Source organism: Roseburia sp. AF25-13LB (assembly GCF_003478915.1).
GTDB lineage: Bacteria > Bacillota > Clostridia > Lachnospirales > Lachnospiraceae > Roseburia_C > Roseburia_C amylophila.
In genome coordinates, this window is record NZ_QUFO01000002.1 from 293,431 (window position 1) to 314,553 (window position 21,123).

Annotated in this window: 17 protein-coding genes; 15 read left to right on the top strand and 2 right to left on the bottom strand. The window is 41.8% G+C overall.

Features of this window, described 5'->3' with window-relative positions; all coding sequences use genetic code 11:
* Positions 1-2 precede the first annotated feature (2 nt).
* Positions 3-773, top strand: a complete 771-nt coding sequence (locus DWY37_RS04575) for an HAD family hydrolase (RefSeq protein WP_243092088.1) — start codon at positions 3-5, stop codon at positions 771-773.
* Here the strand turns inward: DWY37_RS04575 and DWY37_RS04580 are convergent.
* Positions 736-1,617, bottom strand: a complete 882-nt coding sequence (locus DWY37_RS04580) for an AraC family transcriptional regulator (RefSeq protein WP_118056452.1) — start codon at positions 1,615-1,617, stop codon at positions 736-738. The genes DWY37_RS04575 and DWY37_RS04580 overlap by 38 nt on opposite strands.
* 171 nt (positions 1,618-1,788) lie before the next feature.
* On the opposite strand from DWY37_RS04580, the gene DWY37_RS04585 reads away from it, so the two are divergent.
* A complete protein-coding gene (locus DWY37_RS04585; RefSeq protein WP_118542111.1) occupies positions 1,789-4,044 on the top strand; it encodes a glycogen/starch/alpha-glucan phosphorylase in 2,256 nt (751 codons plus the stop codon).
* A gap of 87 nt (positions 4,045-4,131) precedes the next feature.
* Here DWY37_RS04585 and DWY37_RS04590 read toward each other — a convergent pair whose 3' ends face one another.
* A complete protein-coding gene (locus DWY37_RS04590) occupies positions 4,132-5,055 on the bottom strand; it encodes a S1 RNA-binding domain-containing protein (RefSeq protein WP_118542113.1) in 924 nt (307 codons plus the stop codon).
* Positions 5,056-5,738: 683 nt separating this feature from the next.
* Here DWY37_RS04590 and DWY37_RS04595 point away from each other — a divergent pair.
* From DWY37_RS04595 to DWY37_RS04665, 13 genes are all read left to right on the top strand, one after another.
* Positions 5,739-6,695 (top strand): tetratricopeptide repeat protein, encoded by a 957-nt coding sequence (locus tag DWY37_RS04595; RefSeq protein WP_158575668.1) that lies wholly within the window; start codon positions 5,739-5,741, stop codon positions 6,693-6,695.
* A 65-nt stretch (positions 6,696-6,760) separates the two neighbouring features.
* On the top strand, positions 6,761-7,570 hold the full coding sequence (locus DWY37_RS04600) for a Cof-type HAD-IIB family hydrolase (protein WP_118177111.1): 810 nt from the start codon (positions 6,761-6,763) through the stop codon (positions 7,568-7,570).
* 14 nt (positions 7,571-7,584) lie between these two features.
* Positions 7,585-8,859, top strand: coding sequence for a M18 family aminopeptidase (locus tag DWY37_RS04605; RefSeq protein WP_118542117.1), 1,275 nt, complete (start codon positions 7,585-7,587; stop codon positions 8,857-8,859).
* A 127-nt stretch (positions 8,860-8,986) separates the two neighbouring features.
* Positions 8,987-10,423 carry a methyl-accepting chemotaxis protein gene (locus tag DWY37_RS04610; protein ID WP_158575670.1) on the top strand — a complete coding sequence of 479 codons (1,437 nt, stop codon included), beginning with the start codon at positions 8,987-8,989 and terminating at the stop codon, positions 10,421-10,423.
* 25 nt (positions 10,424-10,448) lie between these two features.
* The gene (gene hflX, locus DWY37_RS04615; RefSeq protein ID WP_117697635.1) at positions 10,449-11,699 is read left to right on the top strand and encodes a GTPase HflX; all 1,251 of its coding nucleotides are present in this window, start codon (positions 10,449-10,451) and stop codon (positions 11,697-11,699) included.
* A 57-nt stretch (positions 11,700-11,756) separates the two neighbouring features.
* Positions 11,757-13,040, top strand: coding sequence for a dihydroorotase (locus DWY37_RS04620; RefSeq protein WP_118542121.1), 1,284 nt, complete (start codon positions 11,757-11,759; stop codon positions 13,038-13,040).
* A gap of 21 nt (positions 13,041-13,061) precedes the next feature.
* Positions 13,062-13,988, top strand: a complete 927-nt coding sequence (pyrF, locus tag DWY37_RS04625; protein WP_118088251.1) for an orotidine-5'-phosphate decarboxylase — start codon at positions 13,062-13,064, stop codon at positions 13,986-13,988.
* A gap of 9 nt (positions 13,989-13,997) precedes the next feature.
* A complete protein-coding gene (locus DWY37_RS04630; RefSeq protein ID WP_022244410.1) occupies positions 13,998-14,765 on the top strand; it encodes a dihydroorotate dehydrogenase electron transfer subunit in 768 nt (255 codons plus the stop codon).
* Positions 14,765-15,670, top strand: coding sequence for a dihydroorotate dehydrogenase (locus DWY37_RS04635; RefSeq protein WP_118542123.1), 906 nt, complete (start codon positions 14,765-14,767; stop codon positions 15,668-15,670). The genes DWY37_RS04630 and DWY37_RS04635 overlap by 1 nt, the downstream gene beginning before the upstream one ends.
* A gap of 545 nt (positions 15,671-16,215) precedes the next feature.
* Positions 16,216-17,550 (top strand): sensor domain-containing diguanylate cyclase, encoded by a 1,335-nt coding sequence (locus DWY37_RS04645; RefSeq protein ID WP_242986067.1) that lies wholly within the window; start codon positions 16,216-16,218, stop codon positions 17,548-17,550.
* A gap of 358 nt (positions 17,551-17,908) precedes the next feature.
* Complete coding sequence (locus DWY37_RS04650; protein ID WP_117946480.1) at positions 17,909-18,925, top strand: ParM/StbA family protein; 1,017 nt, start codon at positions 17,909-17,911, stop codon at positions 18,923-18,925.
* A 10-nt stretch (positions 18,926-18,935) separates the two neighbouring features.
* Complete coding sequence (locus DWY37_RS04655) at positions 18,936-19,433, top strand: hypothetical protein (RefSeq protein WP_117946482.1); 498 nt, start codon at positions 18,936-18,938, stop codon at positions 19,431-19,433.
* Between the two features lie 318 nt (positions 19,434-19,751).
* On the top strand, positions 19,752-20,705 hold the full coding sequence (locus tag DWY37_RS04665; RefSeq protein WP_118542125.1) for an ORF6N domain-containing protein: 954 nt from the start codon (positions 19,752-19,754) through the stop codon (positions 20,703-20,705).
* The last annotated feature ends 418 nt before the right edge of the window (positions 20,706-21,123 follow it).

Below are 21,123 nucleotides of genomic sequence, written 5' to 3' on the forward strand. Positions count from 1 at the left end.
ATATGTACGACAATTATGTGTTTGACCTGTATGGAACACTGGTAGATATCCATACAGAGGAAAACGATGCTAAGGTATGGGAAAAACTGAGTCTGTTTTACGGATTTCATGGAGCTTTATATGCCCCGCAGGAATTACAGGAATCTTATCTGGCATTGATTCAAAGCAAAGAGACAGATTTAAAGGGAGAGTTGGAAAAGGAGCCACACTATGCCCATGAGGCATTTCCGGAGATTCGCATTGAAGAAGTATTCAAAGAGCTTTATGCGAAGAAGGGGATAAAGGCTGATGATGCACTGGCAGTTCATACCGGACAGTTCTTCCGGGTACTGACCATGGAGTATGTGCGGATTTATGATGGCGTAAGAGAATTATTAAAAGCATTGAAAAAATGTGGTAAAAAGGTATATCTTTTATCCAATGCCCAGAGAATCTTTACGGAATATGAGATGAATTATTTGGATATTACAAAATATTTTGACGATATTTTAATTTCATCCGATTATGGAACCAAGAAACCAGACATCCGTTTTTTTGAACAACTGATAGAAAAGTATCATCTGGATGTGAAGAAAACACTGATGATAGGAAATGATGTACGCTGTGACATCAACGGGGCAAAAGAGGCAGGTCTTGATACTTTTTACATTCATTCGAATATTTCTCCAAAAGATGACCAAAAGCCGGACAGTACCTATTACCTGCCTGCAATGGATATGAAAAAAGTAAAAGAACTTATCCTGCAAAACGCTTCCGGTACTCGCGGGGTGTAACATAAAAGCGTTTCTTAAACAGCCGGTTGAAGTAAGAGAGGTTGTCAAAGCCTACTTCAGCGGCAATGTCTAATATAGAAGCTTCAGACGAAATAAGCAGCCGGCTGGCCATGGTCAGCCGGTAATCATTTAAATATTCTGTAAAAGTAGTTCCCATGGTATTTTTGAAAAACTTCATAAAATGAGACTGGCTTAAGTCCAGCGCATCTGCCATTTCTTCAATGGAAATTTTACTGGCATAATTTGTCTCAATATATTTAATGATGCGTTTCATCTTTTCCAGGGATTTCTGGTTCTTGCGGGAGACGCTTGTTTCGCAGCAGTTAGAGATCAGAATGGAAAAGAGCAGGAAAAGCTGTCCTTTAATCACAAGCTGGAAGGCCGGGGGATTGGTCCTGCAGACTGCATCCGCAGCATTGATACAACCGGCAACCTCGTTATAGAATGGCATACCCGGTGTAAAATGTGTGGTAAGCCGCAGTGTGCCGTCTAAAAGCGGTGTAAAGTAGCGACTGTTACAGATGTCTGTCTGTTTGGCAAGGAGCATTTCCAGTTTAAAAATAATATTAATATATTCCATTTTGTAATCGAGATACTGTTCAATGGAATGAACCTGTCCCGGAAGAATCAGAAGAATACTTCCTTCCTGAACCGGGTATTCTTCCAAATCTACGGTAATCAGTCCGCAGCCTTTTTTGATGTAGATAATTTCCGTTTCATCATGCCAGTGGGCAGGCACCCGCTCAAAATCTAAGGGAATTGAACAGGGATAGGTGATATATGGGAAACTTTCTGAACCATGTGATTTTTTTTCCTGGTAATTTTCATATTCGAGAATATTCATGGGAAACGCCTTTCGTCAAAATGTACAAAAAAGTGATTTTTTCTAAAATCTCCGAAATATGATAGTATTGTACCACTTTTGACCGGTATATTACAAGAAAATGTAAAAGAAATGTTAGATAATGCATACATAAGAGAACGAACTGAATTCAAATTTTACGGAGGGTCAAAAATGAATTTACAGGAAATCGTAACAAAGAAATATAACAAGGGAATTGCTGATTGCTCTAATGAAGAATTATACTTCGCATTATTAGAGATGACAAAAGCAATGGCTGAGAAGAAAGAAAACCACAACGGAAAGAAAAAATTATATTATATTTCCGCAGAGTTCTTAATTGGAAAACTTCTCTCCAACAACCTGATTAATTTAGGTGTATATGATGAAGTAAGAGATGTACTTGCAGCAAATGGCAAAGACATCTGTGCAATTGAAGAGGTTGAGCCGGAACCATCACTTGGTAACGGTGGTCTTGGAAGACTTGCAGCATGCTTCCTTGATTCTATTGCAACATTAGGATTAAACGGTGATGGAGTTGGACTTAACTATCATTACGGATTATTCAAACAGGTATTTGAAAACAACCTTCAGAAAGAAACCAAGAATCCTTGGATTCAGGATGAAAGCTGGCTGACAAAGACAGATAAGAGCTATCAGGTACAGTTTGGTGGATTTAATGTAATTTCAAAATTATATGATATTGATGTTACCGGATATGAAAACACAACCAACAAGCTTCATTTATTCGATATCGAAACAGTAGATGAGAGCATCGTTGGGGATGGAATTGACTTTGACAAAGAGGATATCAAGAAAAACCTGACATTATTCTTATATCCGGATGACAGCGATGACAAGGGACGTCTCCTTCGTGTTTACCAGCAGTACTTCATGGTAAGCAACGCTGCACAGTTAATCTTAGATGAGGCAGTAGAAAGAGGATGTAACTTACATGATCTTGCTGATTATGCAGTAATCCAGATTAATGATACCCATCCATCTATGGTAATTCCGGAGATGATTCGTCTGTTAATGGAAAGAGGAATCGGCATGGACGAGGCTATTGCAATCGTTTCCAAGTGTTGTGCATATACCAATCACACCATCTTAGCAGAAGCATTAGAGAAATGGCCAATCTCTTTCTTAGAGAAAGTTGTTCCACAGTTAATGCCAATCATCTACGAATTAAACAACCGTGTAGTTGCTAAATATGATGACAAGTCTGTATACATCATTGATGATGAAAAACGTGTACACATGGCTCATATGGATATCCACTACGGATTCAGCGTAAATGGTGTTGCATACCTTCATACAGAAATCTTAAAAGATTCTGAGTTAAATAACTTCTACAAGATTTATCCTGAGAAGTTCAACAACAAGACAAACGGTATCACATTCCGTCGTTGGTTATTACACTGTGATAAGGGATTGACATCCTTAATCGAAGAACTGATTGGACCAGGATTCAAGAAAGATGCAATGGAACTGGAAAAATTAGGACAGTTCGTAAATGACGATGCAGTATTAGACAAATTGCTTGCAATCAAGACTGAGAACAAAGTTGTTCTTAAGAACTACTTAAAGGCAACACAGAACATCGACTTAGATGAGAACTCAGTATTTGATATTCAGATTAAGAGATTACATGAGTACAAGAGACAGCAGATGAATGCACTCTATGTAATTAACAAATATTTTGAAATCAAAGCAGGAAAGAAACCGGCAAGAAAGATTACCGCAATCTTTGGTGCAAAGGCAGCTCCGGCTTACATCATTGCAAAAGACATTATCCATTTAATTCTCTGCTTACAGCAGTTAATCGCAAATGACCCGGAAGTAAGTCCATACTTACAGGTTGTTATGGTAGAGAACTACAATGTTACTTTAGCTGAGAAATTAATCCCGGCAGCAGATATCCATGAGCAGATTTCCTTAGCTTCTAAAGAGGCATCCGGAACATCTAACATGAAGTTCATGTTAAATGGTGCAGTAGCAATCGGAACCATGGACGGAGCAAACGTAGAAATGCATCAGTTAGTAGGAGATGATAACATCTACATCTTCGGAGAGTCTTCTGACGAAGTAATTGAGCATTACGCAAAAGCTGATTATGTATCACGCAAGTATTATGATAATGATGCAGATATCAAACGTGCAATCGACTTCATCGTAAGTGATGAAATGAAAGCAATCGGAAATGCAGAGAATTTAGAGAGACTTTTCAATGAGTTAATCAACAAAGACTGGTTCATGACTCTTCCGGATTTCGAATCTTATCGTGCAAAGAAAGATGAAATGCTTGCAGATTATGAAGATAGAAAAGCATGGGCAAAAATGATGCTGACAAACATCAGCAAAGCCGGCTTCTTCTCATCTGACCGTACAATTGAGCAGTACAACAAAGATATTTGGAAATTAGACTAAATTTTGATAAAAGTATTCTCCAACCTTTAAAAACAATGAGGGACAGATAGAAATATCTGTCCCTTGTTGCGTTTTATGAAATACGACTTAGAGCTTCAATCCCTTTAACAGTGCGCCAAGGCTGGTAGAAGCACTTTCATCAGAGGTGTAGGCGGATAAGTCTTCTTTTTCTTCTACAGAAGTATCTACCATTTCTTCTTCCAATGCACGCATGCTTAAGCTGATTTTGCCGTCGTTGGTATTTAAAAGCTTGGCTTTTACATGCTGTCCTTCCTTTAATACTTCGGAAGGCTTATTAATACGGCGTTCACAAATCTGGGAAATGTGGACAAGTCCCGTAAGTCCGTCCCCAAGGTTGATAAATGCACCATATGGCATCAGGCTTTCCACGGTTCCTTCTACAATACTGCCCGGAACTAACATGGCAATCTTATGATTTCTTTCTTCTGTTTCTTTTTCAAGAGCAACGGATTTACCGGAGAGAACCAGCCGGTCATCTTCCTCATCGACAGTAATGACACGGACTTCTAATTCCTTTCCAACATAGCTTTCTGTATCTTCTACATAGGCAGTGGTAATCTGTGAAGCCGGAATAAAACCGCGAATGCCATAAAGATATGCAACCACACCGGCTTTTACCGCTTCAATGACCTTTACGGTAACAACGGTTTCGTTTTCCAACAGCTCTTTTAACTTATCCCAGGCAAGCACTTCGTTGGCTTCTTTCATGGAAAGTAAAATGTTGCCTTCTCCATCATCCCGGCGGATGACCGTTGCTTCTAAGACATCTCCCGGATGAATGTGCTCGTCAATGACAAAGGATGGGTCGTTGCTGACGTCATCTGCTTTGATGATTCCCGGGGCATAATACTTTAAGTCCAATGTGATGGCGTCTTCATCCACAGAGATAACGGTTCCGGTTAAGATGTCTCCTTCGTTGATTTTCCGGAAGGAAGCCTCAAGCTCTGCTTCAAAGTCCTGCATGGTTTCTTTTGCTTCGTTTTCTGACATAGTAAAACCTCTTTTCTTATCTGATTCTGGTTAGGCGATTGCGAAAGGGGACAGGAGCTGCCGGAAGAATATTACGGGATTCACAGGGGATTTATCTTTATCCGGTATGAAATGCCAACAGTTCTTATAATGCGTGTTTTTCTTAATTGTAAACTGTCTTTCCGGTTGCTTTGGCTGAATATCGACGCTGTCCGCCGGGCACAGATGCCACATAATGCCTGCAAGGGGCACTGGGAATTTCGGCATACTTTTTCTTTTGCCTGGCAACCGGCACAAATTCACATCCATGTTCAATTGTGCCTCGCTGGTACATCCCTGTACCAGCGTTGCCTGTTGCCAGACAAAATTCCCAGTGCCCCTAACAGCCCTTATCAGGCATCTGTGCTTCGGCGAACCGTTTCGATATTCTGACAAACATTGGAAAGACTGTTTTAATAGCAAAAAGAAAGACACGCATTTTAGAACTGTGGTATTTCGTAGCGAAAGATAATCTCCTGTGAATCCGTGATATTATTGGGGCAATCATCTTTCTGTCCCGCTTCGCAATCGCCTAACCATATGCATGAGAATAACTCATGATTTTTCTTGCAGTGTATCACAGGAAACGAAGAAAAACAAGCCGGGGCGAGGTTGAAAGAAGAGCCTTAATTTGCTATACTAAAGCGGATGAAAGCGAGGCAATTATGAAGAAAATAAAATATATGGCAGTTGTACTTGCAGCAGGACTGTTGCTGGCCGGCTGTGAGGAGGATGAGACACAGAATAATAAAGATGCATATCGGCAGATAGGCATCAACTGTATGCAGGAGGGTGACTATGAAGGAGCCGTTGATGCATTTCAGAATGCACTGGACCAGTCACTGGCAGTTGTAGGAGAAGAAGAAATAGATACCTGTTATTATAAAGCAGCAGCACAGTATGCCGCAGGAAAGAAAGAGGATGCCATTGAGACATATCAGGCATTAATCAATTATGACAAGAAAAATGCCCAGGCATATTTCCTGTTAGGAGAACTGTACCGGAAAGAAAATGACATGGATAAAGCAAAAGAAAATTTTAATCTGGCAGCACAGTATGCTGGCACTGACTATGAAATGTATATTGCTTTGTATCAGGAGTGTTATGCCGCAGGAATGCAGACCGAAGGTCAGGAGTATCTGAAAAAAGGTATTGAAGCAGGTGGTAAATCAGCGGAGGACTATGCCCAGAGAGGCAGAATTTATCTATTACTGGGAGATTATGATAATGCGGAAACAGAGCTTACGACAGCCATTCATAAAAAGAGCACGGAAGCTTCTTTGTATATGGCACAGCTCTATGAAGTGAAAGGCGAAGATGAGAAGGCAGCCGGATTATATAAAGAATATATTGATGAAAATCAGGATAATCCGACAGCATTGATCTGTCTGGGAGGAATGGAATTAGAAAAAGGTAATTATGACAGTGCAATAAACTATCTTAAGATGGCACTGGATTTAGATGCAGGCTCACAGAAGCAGGAGGCGCAGCGTAATCTGATACTGGCATATGAACAGAGCGGAGATTTCGCATCTGCAAAAAGCGAGATGGAGGATTATACAAAGAATTATCCGAATGACGAAGAAGCTGCCCGGGAATACTTGTTTTTGATGACACGTTAAGCAAAAAGGGCAAAATGTATGGGACAGGGAAACGAGAGAAAAGGGCAGAGAGGAACAATACGAAAATGAGCGAAACCTATGAGATTATCGTGCTGGATTTAGATGGCACCTTAACTAATTCAAAGAAAGTCATTACACCAAAGACGAAAGACGCACTGATGCGGATTCAAAAAGAAGGGAAAAAAGTAGTGCTGGCATCCGGCCGTCCTACCGGGGGCATTGTAAAGCTGGCAGACGAACTGGATTTGAAGAGCTATGGCGGATTTGTACTGGCATTTAATGGTGGAAAGATTATTAATTATGAGACCGGAGAGATTGTATACAATAAGACAATACCGGTAGAACTGGTGCCGGCAGTGTATGAGCAGGCATGCAGACTGGGTGTGGGCGTGCTTACTTATAAAGGAAATACCATCATCCATGGAAACGGAGTGAATAAATATAGCCGTAACGAGGGAAAAATTAACGGAATGCCGATAAAAGAGGTAGATAATTTCGCAGAATATGTAGATTATCCGGTAAATAAATTCCTGATGACAGGAGAACCGGAAAAGATTGCAAAAGCACAGGATGTGATGCGGCAGACCTTTGGAGAACAATTAAACGTTTTCCGCTCAGAACCGTTTTTCTTAGAAATTGTTCCACCATCCATTGATAAGGCATATTCTCTTGGAAAACTGTTAGAATATCTGGGAGAAAAGAAGGAGCAGATGATCTGCTGTGGAGATGGCTTTAATGACAAGTCTATGATTGCATTTGCCGGGCTTGGTGTGGCAATGGCAAACGCACAGCCGGAGGTAAAAGAGGTTGCAGATTATATTACCACTTCCAATGATGAAGACGGAGTGGCACTTGTAATAGACAGATTCATGTAAGGAAGGCGTATGGCATGCAGAAAATAACAGAACTATTGTCAAAGGGAAAATCACCATATCATGTAACAGAATGGACAGGAAAGCAGTTACAGGAGGCAGGGTATGAAGAATTAAAGCTGCAGGAATCCTGGCAGCTTCATGCAGGCGGTAAATACTATGTAAGACCGTATTCCGGTATGGTAGCGGCATTTGCTGTTCCAGAACAGCTGGATAGAAAGACGGCGCTCCGCCTGATGCTGGCCCATACAGATTTCCCATGTTTTAAAATAAAACCGAATCCTGAGGTGAAGACGAAGGATTACAGGCAGTTAAATGTGGAGCCATATGGCGGTATGCTCAAAAATACATGGTTTGACCGTCCACTTGGAATTTATGGGAAAGTGGTATTAGAATCGGAACATCCATTTGCACCGGAAGTAAAGCTTTTCGGAAGTGAGGAACCATCAGCAGTGATTCCGTCATTAGCACCACACCTGAACCGTGAGGCAGGCGGAAAACAGGAATATGATATGCAAAGAGAACTGCTTCCACTGTTTGGAATAGAGCGGGACGGAGACGTTACGGAGAATTTCTTTACGGATTACTTAAAAGAGCATCTTGGGGCAGAGGTAAATGAGGTTTTAAGCTATGATTTATTCCTTACCAATATGGATGAACCGGAATTAATAGGAAGTGATAAGAAGCTTCTTTCTTCTCCGAGAATCGATAATCTGGCATCGGTAGCAGCAATTGTGGAGACAATGTGTGAAAAAACAACCGGAGATTCACTGGTTGTAGCAGGACTATTTGATAATGAGGAAATCGGCAGCCGTTCCAAGCAGGGAGCAGACAGCAGTCTGCTTAAGGATATCATAATGAAGATTGGAGCAGCCTTTGGAATGGCAGAAACAGAGATAAATGATATGCTCCGGGGAGGCTTTCTCTTGTCTATAGACGGAGCTCATGCCGTACACCCGAATTACACAAATAAATCAGATATTACGAATGATGTGATATTGGGAAAAGGAATTACCGTTAAGACTTCTGCCAGCCAGCGGTATCTTTCTGACAGTGAGGCAACAGCGGTGGTGATGCAGCTTTGTAAAAAGACAGATATTCCATATCAGGTGCAGGTAAACCGTTCTGGCATGCCGGGTGGACAGACCCTTGGACCAATTGCGGTTTCCTACCTGCCAATGCAGGGGGCGGATATTGGAATTCCAATGCTTGCCATGCATTCAGCAAGAGAACTGGCAGATATGGGAGATTATCAGGCATTGGTAATGTTTTTGAAAATATTTTCTGCATAAAGAAATTGCAAAAAAGGTTGGACTTTTTGGAAAAATATCACAAAATGTCGTTGACAATCGGCAGGATTCAGTACAAAATTAGTAGTATAACGTAATGCACAGAAAGTGCATTGATTGGAGGAAATATATGGCGTTGGGAAAGAACAAAAAAATTGTAAATCTGGTTCAGTCAATCAGTGAAATGAAAGAAGAGAATTATGCTGCAGGTTTACCGGAACTGCAGAATATGTATGAGCGAATGAACGCTGGCAGACGTCAGCTTGCACAGGTATATAGGGAAGATATGAAGGCAGTTATGACAATGAGTGCTTTGGGTCTGAAAGTTGGACATGATACCGTAAAGATGACAACGGCAGCAGAAGATGTCAATGCAGCAACAAAGACAATCCATGATGCAACAGCAGAAACATCCAGTATTGCAGAGGAAGTAAGAAATGCCCATGAGGGTCTGACCAATACAATTATTGATGTATCAGAGAAAACTACGGATATTTATAAGAAGATAGAGAATGGCCAGGAAGAACTGACCGCTATCCGGGATTTATCCAAAGATGCAATCTCAGAATCCACAGAAATGAAGAAGAATATGGATGCATTGATGGATGTTATCAATCATATGAATGAAGTCATTGAAGGCATCAATGCAATTTCCGAACAGACCAACCTGCTGGCATTGAACGCATCAATCGAGGCAGCAAGAGCAGGAGAAGCAGGAAAGGGATTTGCCGTTGTAGCGGAAGAAATCCGTCAGCTGGCAGAGGGAACCAAGCAGTTAACCGGAAATATGGGTGAATTCGTAGAAGGAATCCGCGATGCTTCTGAGAAGAGCTCTAAGAGTGTGGATGTTGCAATTACATCTCTTGACAATATTGATCAGAAAATTAATGCCGTATGGAATATTAATGACGAGAACAAGAAAAATGTTGGAACCATCAGCGAATCTATTGGTTCCCTTGCTGGTATCAGTGAAGAAATCAGCAGCTCCATGAATGTGCTGGAAACCCAGGTGTCCTGTATTGAAAACCAGTGCAGTAATCTCAGCAATGATGCAGAATTGCTGACGGTTATAAATGGAAATTTAAAAGGTTCGGTAGAACCATTAGCCCAGGTTGAAACGGGTATGGATAATGTGGCGAAGGTTATAGGAGAAATGAGCCATGATGCATTTTACCGTATGGATAATGCAGTTTTTGATGCTTATGTACAAAAAGCAATGGAAGCACATAGGGCATGGCTTGAAACTTTACATACCATGGTAACTGAGAAGAATGTCCTTACGTTACAATTTGATGATACAAAATGCGGCTTTGGCCATTTTTACTATTCCATGCATCTGGAAAATCCGGCAATTGCACCGGTCTGGAATGCACTGGCAGAGAAACACAGAAGATTCCATGGCTATGGAAAAGAAGTGCAGCAGGCACTGTTCGATGAGAATGCGGAAAGAGCAGAAGAAATTTATCAGGAAGCAGAGAAATGCTCAAATGAATTACAGAATGATTTTGCTGCAATTTTAAATATTTCTGCAGGATTATCCCAGAACGGACAGAGTGTGTTTGCATAAACAGAAAGTAAGAAAAGGATATTTTATGCCTGAATTTTTTGAAAATAATGAAATGAAAGAAAGAGTCATCCTGGTTGGCGTAAGCAGCCAGGATGGCGATGATACAGAAGACTCCCTGGATGAATTGGAGGAGCTGGTGAAGACTGCCGGAGCAGTAACGGTGGGCAGGGTAATCCAGAACCGTCAGACAATACATCCGGGGCTTTATATTGGTAGCGGAAAAGTAGAAGAGCTGCTGGATGAAATTGCATGGACCAATGCAACAGGAATTGTCTGCGATGACGAACTAAGCCCGGCACAGCTTCGGAATCTTTCGGATGCCCTGAACGTAAAAGTGATGGACAGAACTTTAATTATCCTTGATATTTTTGCAGCCAGAGCATCTACCAGTGAAGGAAAGATACAGGTGGAACTGGCACAGCTCCGTTACCGCATGAGCCGTCTTTCCGGTATAGGAAAGAGTATGTCAAGGCTGGGAGGCGGAATTGGAACGAGAGGTCCGGGAGAGAAAAAGTTAGAGGTAGACCGTCGTCTGATTGCATCAAGAATCAGCCAGCTCAAACGGGAGCTGGAGGAAGTGAAACGGCACCGGGAAGTGAATCGTGTGGCAAGACAACGGAATCATGTTCCGGTGGCAGCAATTGTAGGGTATACCAATGCCGGTAAATCAACTCTTTTAAATGCTCTGACCGGAGCTGGAATTCTTGCAGAGGATAAACTTTTTGCAACCTTAGACCCGACTACCAGAATGTTAGAACTTCCGGGAAGCCAGAAGCTTTTGCTTACGGATACGGTAGGGTTTATCCGGAAACTGCCGCATCATCTGATTGATGCCTTCCGTAGTACTTTAGAGGAAGCTAAGTATGCAGATTTTATCATTCATGTGGTGGATGCATCCAATCCACAGGCTGCCAAGCAGATGCATATTGTATATGAGACATTGCACCAGTTAGAGGTTACAGATAAAAAGATACTGACATTGTTTAATAAGCAGGATGCTATTACAGACCGGGAACCATTGCGGGATGGCAGGGCAGATATTACTTTACGGGTATCTGCAGCAAGAGGTGATGGCCTAGAAGAACTGAAAGACTGTCTTGCCCGGATACTGCGGGAGAACAAGCGCTATCTTGAGACAGTGCTGCCATATGACAAGGGTGGATTGCTGCAGCAGATAAGAGAAACAGGAGAATTAATAGCAGAAGAATATCTGCCGGAGGGAATCCGTATAGAAGCATATGTACCTCCGGCGCTATTTGAGAAAATACATGCATGAGCAGATTGCCCCAGAACTGCTTGTATGCTAAAATAGGAGCAACAGGAGGTATTCCACATGACAATCTTAATAAAAGGTGGCCGCATTTTAGATCCGGCTACGAAAACAGATGATGTAATGGACCTTTTCATAGAAGATGGAGTCATTACAAAAAGAGGGAAAAATATCAAAAAAAAGGCAGAGAAGACTATTGATGCCAAAGGACTGTATGTAATGCCGGGACTCGTTGATATGCACGTGCATTTGCGGGATCCAGGATTTACCCATAAGGGCGATGTTGAAACAGAAACCCGTTCCGCAGCAAGAGGCGGATATACCACGGTACTTGCAATGCCAAATACCAGGCCGGTGGTAGACAATGCTGATGTAGTACGTTATGTACATCATAAGGCAGAAAGTGTCGGACTGGTGCATGTATTACAGGTTGGCGCTATAACAAAAGGACAGCAGGGAGAGGAATTAGCTGACATCAAAGAGATGGCGGAGGCAGGAAGCCCTGCAATCAGTGAAGATGGCAAATCAGTCATGAATTCACTTCTTGCAAGAGATGCCATGCTGGTAGCAAGAGACTGTAACATTCCGGTACTGTCACATTGCGAAGATAAGAATCTGGTTGGCTCCGGCGTGGTCAACGAGGATGAGAATGCAAAACGTTGGGGACTGGCTGGAATTACCAATTCCGTAGAAGATATCATGATTGCAAGAAATATCCTGTTATCCAAAGATACCGGTGCACACCTGCATCTTTGCCACTGCTCCACGAAGAATAGTGTAAACATGGTGAAATATGCCAAGTTAGAGCATATTCCGGTATCCGCAGAGGTATGTCCGCATCATTTTACACTGACATCAGATGATATGGCAGAGGGAGATACCAATTATAAGATGAATCCGCCACTCCGCCGGAAAGAGGATGTGGAGGCATTGAAAAAGGGACTTTCCGATGGAACCATGGAAGTCATTTCCACAGACCATGCACCGCATACCGCAGATGAAAAAAATAACAGCATGGTAAAGGCTCCGTTTGGAATCGTTGGAATGGAAACTGCAGCAGCACTGACTTATACAGAACTTGTGCTGGGGGGATACTTAACACCGATGCAGATGGTAGAGAAGATGAGCTATAACCCGGCACAGATTCTTCATTTGAAGAAGGGAACTTTGGAAGAGGGAAGTATGGCAGATGTCATGCTTTTTGATCCAGAATGCACTTATGCCATTGATAAGAACAAGTTCTGGTCGAAAGCAAAGAATACACCATTCCACGGCAGAAAAGTAACCGGTAAAGTAATGATGACTATCTGTGAAGGCAGAATTGTATATGATGCAGCAGAAGAATAAGAAAAAGAAAGGCTTAAAGATATGATTAACAAATTAATTAAAAAAATCGAGAAAACCCATGCACCAATCGTTGTCGGCTTAGACCCGATGTTAGATTATGTTCCGGAACATATTAAGGCAGCAGCATTTAAGGAGCATGGTGAGACTTTAGAGGGTGCAGCAGAAGCAATCTGGCAGTTTAACAAAGCAATTGTAGATGCCACTTATGATCTGATTCCTGCTGTAAAACCACAGATTGCCATGTATGAGCAGTTTGGAACAGAGGGTGTGAAAGCATATCAGAAGACAGTAGATTACTGCCACTCCAAAGACCTTGTGGTAATCGGAGATGTAAAACGTGGCGATATCGGTTCTACATCCGCAGCTTATGCAGTGGGACATCTTGGTAAAGTTCAGGTGGGAGGTAAAAAGCTTTCTGCTTTTGATGAAGACTTTGCAACAGTCAATCCATATCTGGGTTCAGACGGAATCAAGCCTTTCCTGGAAGTATGTAAAGAAGAGAAAAAAGGTATCTTCATTTTAGTTAAGACCAGCAATCCATCCAGTGGAGAATTCCAGGACAGATTAATTGATGGCAGACCACTGTATGAATATGTCGGTGAAAAGGTAGCGCAGTGGGGCGAAGAAGTCATGGGAGATAACTACAGCTATGTGGGAGCAGTAGTAGGAGCAACCTATCCGGAGATCGGAAAAGTCCTTCGTAAAGTAATGCCAAAGAGCTTTATCCTGGTTCCGGGATACGGTGCCCAGGGTGGAAAAGGAGCGGACTTAGTACATTACTTCGACGAAAACGGACTGGGTGCAATTGTTAATTCATCCCGTGGAATCATTGCCGCATATAAGCAGGAAGCTTATGCATCTTTTGGAGCAGAGCATTTTGCAGATGCATCCAGAGCAGCAGTAGAGGCAATGATAAAAGATATCGATGGAGCTTTACAGGCAAGATAGGAGAAGAAGATGGCAGAGAAGTTTAAAGAACAGGCGATTATTATCCGCCAGGAAGAAATTGCGGATGACATTTACAGTATGTGGCTGCGTACGGAAGAGATTGCAGCACATGCAAAAGCAGGTCAGTTTGTATCTGTATATTGTAATGAAGGAAGCAGACTGCTTCCAAGACCAATCAGTATCTGTGAAATTGATAAAAAGGATAATGCCATCCGTCTGGTATACCGTAAAGTTGGAAAGGGAACAGAAGAGTTTTCCGGTATGCATACCGGCGGAATCCTTAATATAACAGGACCGCTGGGAAATGGATTTCCGAAGAAAGAAAAGAAAGCGTTCTTAATTGGCGGTGGAATTGGTATTCCACCAATGTTAGAGCTGGCAAAAGAATTGGACTGTGAAAAGCAGATGGTACTTGGCTTCCGGGATGAACTTTTCCTGATGGATGAATTTCGTGAAGAAGGGGAAGTCTATGTGGCAACTGAGGACGGAAGTGCCGGGACAGAAGGAAATGTATTGGATGCCATTCGTGAAAATGGGCTGACAGCAGATATTATCTATGCCTGCGGACCAAAGCCGATGCTGGCAGCTATTAAGGAATATGCAAAAGAGAAACAGATTGAGTGCTGGATTTCCATGGAAGAACGTATGGCTTGTGGAATCGGAGCCTGCTTAGCCTGCGTGTGCCAGTCTAAGGACAAGGACGAACATTCCAATGTCAATAATAAACGTGTATGTAAAGAAGGACCGGTTTTCCGGGCTGAGGAGGTGGAACTTTAATGAATACAAGAGTGAATCTGGCAGGAGTATTATTGAAGAACCCGATTATGACAGCATCCGGAACCTTTGGCTCCGGTCAGGAATACAGTGAATTTGTAGATTTGAATAAACTGGGTGCAGTAGTGACAAAAGGTGTTGCCAATGTACCATGGCCGGGGAATCCGACCCCTCGTGTGGCAGAGGTATATGGTGGAATGTTAAATGCTATCGGTTTACAGAATCCTGGTATTGATGTATTTGTACAGCGTGATATTCCGTTTCTTACCCACTATGACACACGCATTATTGTAAATGTATGTGGTAAAACAACCTCCGATTATATAGAAGTTGTGGAAAGACTCTCCGATCAGCCGGTAGATATGCTGGAAATCAATATTTCCTGTCCAAATGTCAAAGAAGGCGGTATTGCCTTTGGACAGAATGCAGCTTCTGTAGAAGAAATTACAAAAGAAGTGAAAAAATATGCAAGACAGCCGGTTATTATGAAATTGAGCCCGAATGTAACGGATATTACAGAGATGGCAAAAGCGGCAGAAACAGGCGGAGCAGATGTGATTTCCCTGATTAATACACTGACTGGAATGAAGATTGATGTAAACCGCAGAAAATTTGCTTTGGCAAACAGAACTGGTGGGATGTCCGGACCGGCAGTGCATCCAATTGCAGTGCGTATGGTATATCAGGCAGCCCAGGCAGTGAATATTCCGATTATCGGAATGGGAGGTGTACAGAGCACGGAAGATGCATTGGAACTGATACTGGCAGGAGCAACCGCAGTATCTGTGGGAACTGCAAACTTTACCAATCCTACCGCAACGATTGATATTATCAATGGTATACAGGATTATATGGAAAATAATGGAGTTGAAGATATCAATGAACTGATTGGTGCAGTCACTGATTAATGGGACTGTTTTTGATGCTGCCGGAAGAATATCACGGGATTCACAGGGGATTATCTTTTGCTACGAAATACCGCAGTTCTAAAATGCGTGTTTTTCTTTTTGTTATGAAAACAGTCTTTCCAATGTTTGTCAGAATATCGACACAGTTCGCCGAAACACAGATGCCTGATAAGGGCTGTTAGGGGCACTGGGAATTTCGTCTGGCAACAGGCAACGCTGGTACAGGGATGTACCAGCGAGGCACAATTGAACATGGATGTGAATTTGTGCCGGTTGCCAGACAAAAAGCAACGCATACCGAAATCCCCTGTGCCCCTTGCAGGCATTATGTGGCATCTGTACCCGGCGGACAGCGTCGATATTCAGCCAAAGCAACCGGAAAGACAGTTTATAATCAAGAAAAACACGCATTATAAGAACTGTTGGCATTTCATACCGGATAAAGATAAATCTCCTGTAATCCCGTGATATTATTGGGGCAATCATCTTTTTGTCCCCTTTCGCAACCGCCTAAAGTAATGTAATTGCCAGAAAGGATAGAAACAGTGGAAAAGATTTGGAATTTCTTTGAAAATCTTGATGAACTTGTATATGTCTCAGATGTTGATACATATGAACTTGTGTATATGAACCGGAAAACACGGGAAAACTTTGGATTTCAGACCCAGGAGGAAATAAAAGGAAAGAAATGTTATGAGGTGATGCAGCATAATGCCGCCCCTTGTAGTATGTGCAATAATCAGGAACTGGTAGAAGGTGAGTTTAAAGAATGGAAGTATTATAATCCGGTTCTTGGCAAACATCTGTTGTTGAAGGATACTATGCTGGAACAGGATGGTCGACGTTACCGGGTAGAAATTGCACTGGATGTCAGCAACGAAGAAAAACAGGGAAGTCTGATTCAAAACTATGAAAATATGGAGGCTATTATAAATGAGGGCATAAGAATTTCGTTAAATGCCCCTACATCAGAACAGTCGCTGGAAATTATCCTGGAATATCTTGGAAAGGCATTGAATGGAGAACGTACCTATATTTTTGAAAAAAACTTATTGGGAAATGACGATAACACCTATGAATGGGTAGCGAATGGTATCAGGCCTGAGAAAGATAATTTGCAGAATGTTCCGGCTGAAGTATGCGAGAACTGGTACCGCAATTTTAGGGAAGGCAAAAATATTATCATTGGTAATCTGGAAAATATACGTGAGAGTGATCCACTGCAGTATGAGAATCTGAAACAACAGAATATTTCAACGCTGGTAGTAGTTCCACTGTATGAAGGTCAGAAAATCATCGGTTTTTATGGAGTTGATAATCCTCCCGAAAAAATGTTGGATTATACTTCTAATATGCTTCAGATTATGGGATATTTTATTGTCTCCAGCATCAGAAGGCGTAATCTGGTGCGGGAATTGGAACGGATGAGCTATAGTGACCAGCTTACGAAACTTGGAAACCGGTTCGCCATGGAACAGTATGTTACAGATGCATCAGGGACTTCATGCTTTGGTGTGGTGTATTGCGATATTACAGGACTGAAAAGGGTAAATGATACTTTAGGTCATCAGGCAGGTGACCAGCTCATTCTGCGTGCCGGCGAATTACTCCGTGAGGAATTTTCAGACTATGGACTGTTCCGTATTGGAGGGGATGAACTTCTGGCACTGTGTGCAGGTATCGGAGAAGAGGAACTGAAGCAGCGGATAGAACGTATGAAGGCTGGCATGAAGAAAAAGGATGTAGTAATGGCAGTCGGATCAGTATGGCAGGAAAGCTGGGAACGTGGATTTGACCTCTTGCTGATGGAAGCTGAACGCAGAATGTATCAGGAAAAAGCAGCTTATTATAATAATGCCGGTATAGACCGGCGCCATTAAGAAAAATGCATTGAGGTTTTCAGGGAAGTATGGTAGCATAAGAAATTAGGTAAAAGAAAAAAGTGATATTTCACTGTTGACATATTCAGGAGGTTTCATACATGGAAGCATATAAGAAAGAGTTTATAGATTTCCTACCTGCTCCTTTATCTTAACCCTTGTGAATGCCCTCAAATGCTTGATTTTACAGGCTTTGAGGGCATTTTTAATTTGAGAGGAAACTATCGTAACTTATCATAAAATGGTGTAATTTGATGAAAAAAGTGTGTAGTAAAGTGTGTAGTAATTCGTAGGAAGGATACGCTAAATATCAAGAGTGGCAGTTGATTCGTCCATGTGTTTGTAGAGATACAGATGCATGGACTTTTTTATTTTGGTTACCGGCACAGATGCCGGAGAAAGAGAGGATTATATGACAGAGAAGATTAGAGAATACAGTATGAACGGAGCACTGATTATCGGTGTGGATAATGGCTACGGAAATATGAAAACAGCCAGAAGATGCTTTAAGACAGCAATTGCAAAGTATGACAGCGCACCTGTGTTAAGCAGAGATTATATCGAGTACGATGGTGGATATTATGTCATTGGAGAGGGAAGAAAGGGTTTTGTGGCAGATAAGCAGACTGATGACGACAATTATATGCTGACACTTGCGGCTATTGTAAAGGAACTGGAAGCAAGAGGAATGACAGACTCTGTAAACAGGGCAAGGATTCATCTTGCAGTTGGGCTTCCTCTGAAATGGGTGCAGGCACAGAGGGAGGACTTTAAGAGATATATGCTTAGAAACAGCAGCGTAGAGGTCGGCTATAAAGACAGACTTTATTATATTGAATTCGCTGGCTGTACAGTTATGCCGCAGTGTTACTCGGCAGTGACAGAGAATCTGAAGGATTTTGCAGGGGTGACACTTCTTGCAGATATTGGAAATGGCACCATGAATTTGATGTATCTGAATAACGGTAGACCAATGGAAAGCAAGGCATGGACCGAGAAGCTTGGTGTGTTCCAGTGTTTTCAGAAGATTCACAATATGGTGCAGGACAAAACGGGAGACAATCTTATGGATGATGTAATTGATAATATTCTTCGTAGCGGGAAGATTGAACTGCCGGAGCCACATGCATCACTCGTGGAAAAGGCAATTTGTGACTATGTGGAGGAGATTTTTCAGAAGCTTCGTGACCATGAATATAATGAGAAGCTGATGAAGGTTTACTTCATGGGTGGCGGAGCAAGACTGGTAGAACAGTTTGGAAGTTATAATCCGGACACCACCATTTTTAATCATGATATCCGTGCTAATGCAAAGGGCTATGAGTATTACTGCTATATGCTTTTAAGACATCAGGAAAGAGCAGGCAGAAGGTAGGTGAGGCAATATGACAAAGCACTACAGGAATCACAACATCCGTTTCAATATGACGGATGAGGGAGGCGTGCAGGCGTGGGAACGCCTGCACTCCGCTGAAGTGGAACAGGACTTTAAGTCGCAGAATGCTTTTGTGGTGGCTGCGATTAATGATTATTATGAAAGGCATCTTGCCAAGAAAAACGATCCATATCTGGAGAGTCGGGAAAAGGAAGATGCCTTTGCAGACAGACTGGTGCAGACTGTGGAGCAGAAGCTTCTTTCAAATCTTCCGGCACTTGCAGCCATGTATCAGATGCAACAGCAGGCATTTTTTCAGGCAGGACTACAGGCTGGTGGGATAATGTCTTATCCGTATCAGCAGGGAAATCCGGGAGCTGAGGCATCGGTGGGGGTAAAGCTAGTTACGGAACCGATACAGGGCAGTGAACAACCGATAGAAGTTGTAAAGCAAGAACTGTCGGAGCCAGAAGAGAATGAGTTTCTGGATTACTCGTTTGGTGTGTAAATTATGGATTCGTGTTGATTTTCAATTGATAAAAGAAGAAGTGGCATGATATAATTAACCACACAATGAGTGTGTGAGATAAAGGTTCAGATACCACTTCGAACGGTGGAAGAGTGGGAAGCGGGTCGAAGAAAGCCTCCTGAATATATTCCACGGTTGAAAAAGTATCAGATTATGTATGAACAGCAATTTGGGAAGCAAAACAAGAAGGAACACGATGATACTGTTTGAGGTCACAGTTTGTGACCTCAGAATGAGTACACAGATTGTAGACTTGAAGTCGCAATTTGCGACTTCAAAAATGGATTGGAGGATTCGATGGCAAAAGATAATAGTGAATTGATTGACGTAAATTCAGATGTAAAGGATAGGGTTATGGAAGTGAGTCATATTCAGAGTCTTATATATGTTATTAGAGGAAAACAGGTAATGCTCGATAGTGACTTGGCAATTTTGTATCAAGTTGAAACAAAAACTTTTAATCAGGCTGTAAAAAGAAATATTGAAAGATTTCCTGAGAATTTCAGGTTTCAACTAAAAAAGGAAGAGTACGACTCTTTGAGGTCACAATTTGTGACCTCAAAAGAAGGGAGAGGTGGAAGAAGATATCTGCCATATGTTTTTACAGAACAAGGTATTGCAATGCTTTCTGCGGTGCTGAGGAGTGATATTGCAATACAAGTCAGTATCAGGATAATGGAAACATTTGTTGAAATGCGTAAATATATGGCAAACACGTCACTTTTGTATGATCGCATGAATGCAATAGAAGAAAGACAGATAACTTATCAAAATGAAACAAATGAGAAATTTGATAAAGTATTTGCATATATTTCTGACCACGAAGAATCACAGCAGAAAATCTTTTTTGATGGACAGATATATGATGCGTTTAGCTTACTGATAGATCTGGTAGCTAGTGCAACGAAAAGTCTTGTATTGGTCGATAATTATGTCGATGTGGGAACTTTAAATATTCTGTCCAAGAAGAAAGAGAATGTATCGGTAACGATTTACACAGTTAGAAAAAACAGATTGTCAGAAAAAGATATTGAAACTTTCAATCAACAGTATCCCAAACTTGAAGTGAACTACACAGGTGTATTTCATGACAGGTTTTTAATCATTGATGACAAAAAAGCGTATCACATTGGTGCATCATTAAAAGATGCAGGAAAGAAATGTTTTGCTATAAGCTTATTAAACGATTCTGGTGTGATATATGATATTTTACAGAGGCTGGATATAGAAACAGAAGAAAACGAATCATAAAGAGGGATAATGACTTGGGGTGGGTAACACCCAAGTCCCCCCCCAAGTCACCCCCCCAAGTCTAACAGACTGATATTACAGAAAGAATTCTATTGTTTTGTAATGAGGGTAGAAGCAAGAAGGATATAGCCGATGATAATCAATTCAATTATCCAAGTAAACATCGGCTACATTCCCGGGTACAATTGCAGTAAAGACAGAAAGACACACCATCCCCTTTGTAGATGGTGTGTCTTTCTGTCTGGGGGTCTCGGGGGCGTAGCCCATGAGCAGGTAGCACCGATGGCGCAGACAATGAGGCGGAAATAAAATCAGGGTACCGGAGGGGACCCTGATTTTATTTTTGACGAGTTGGCAAGCCAGCGGTACTACCTGCCTATATCATCCCCACCACATCGGAAAGGGAATAGAAGATTTC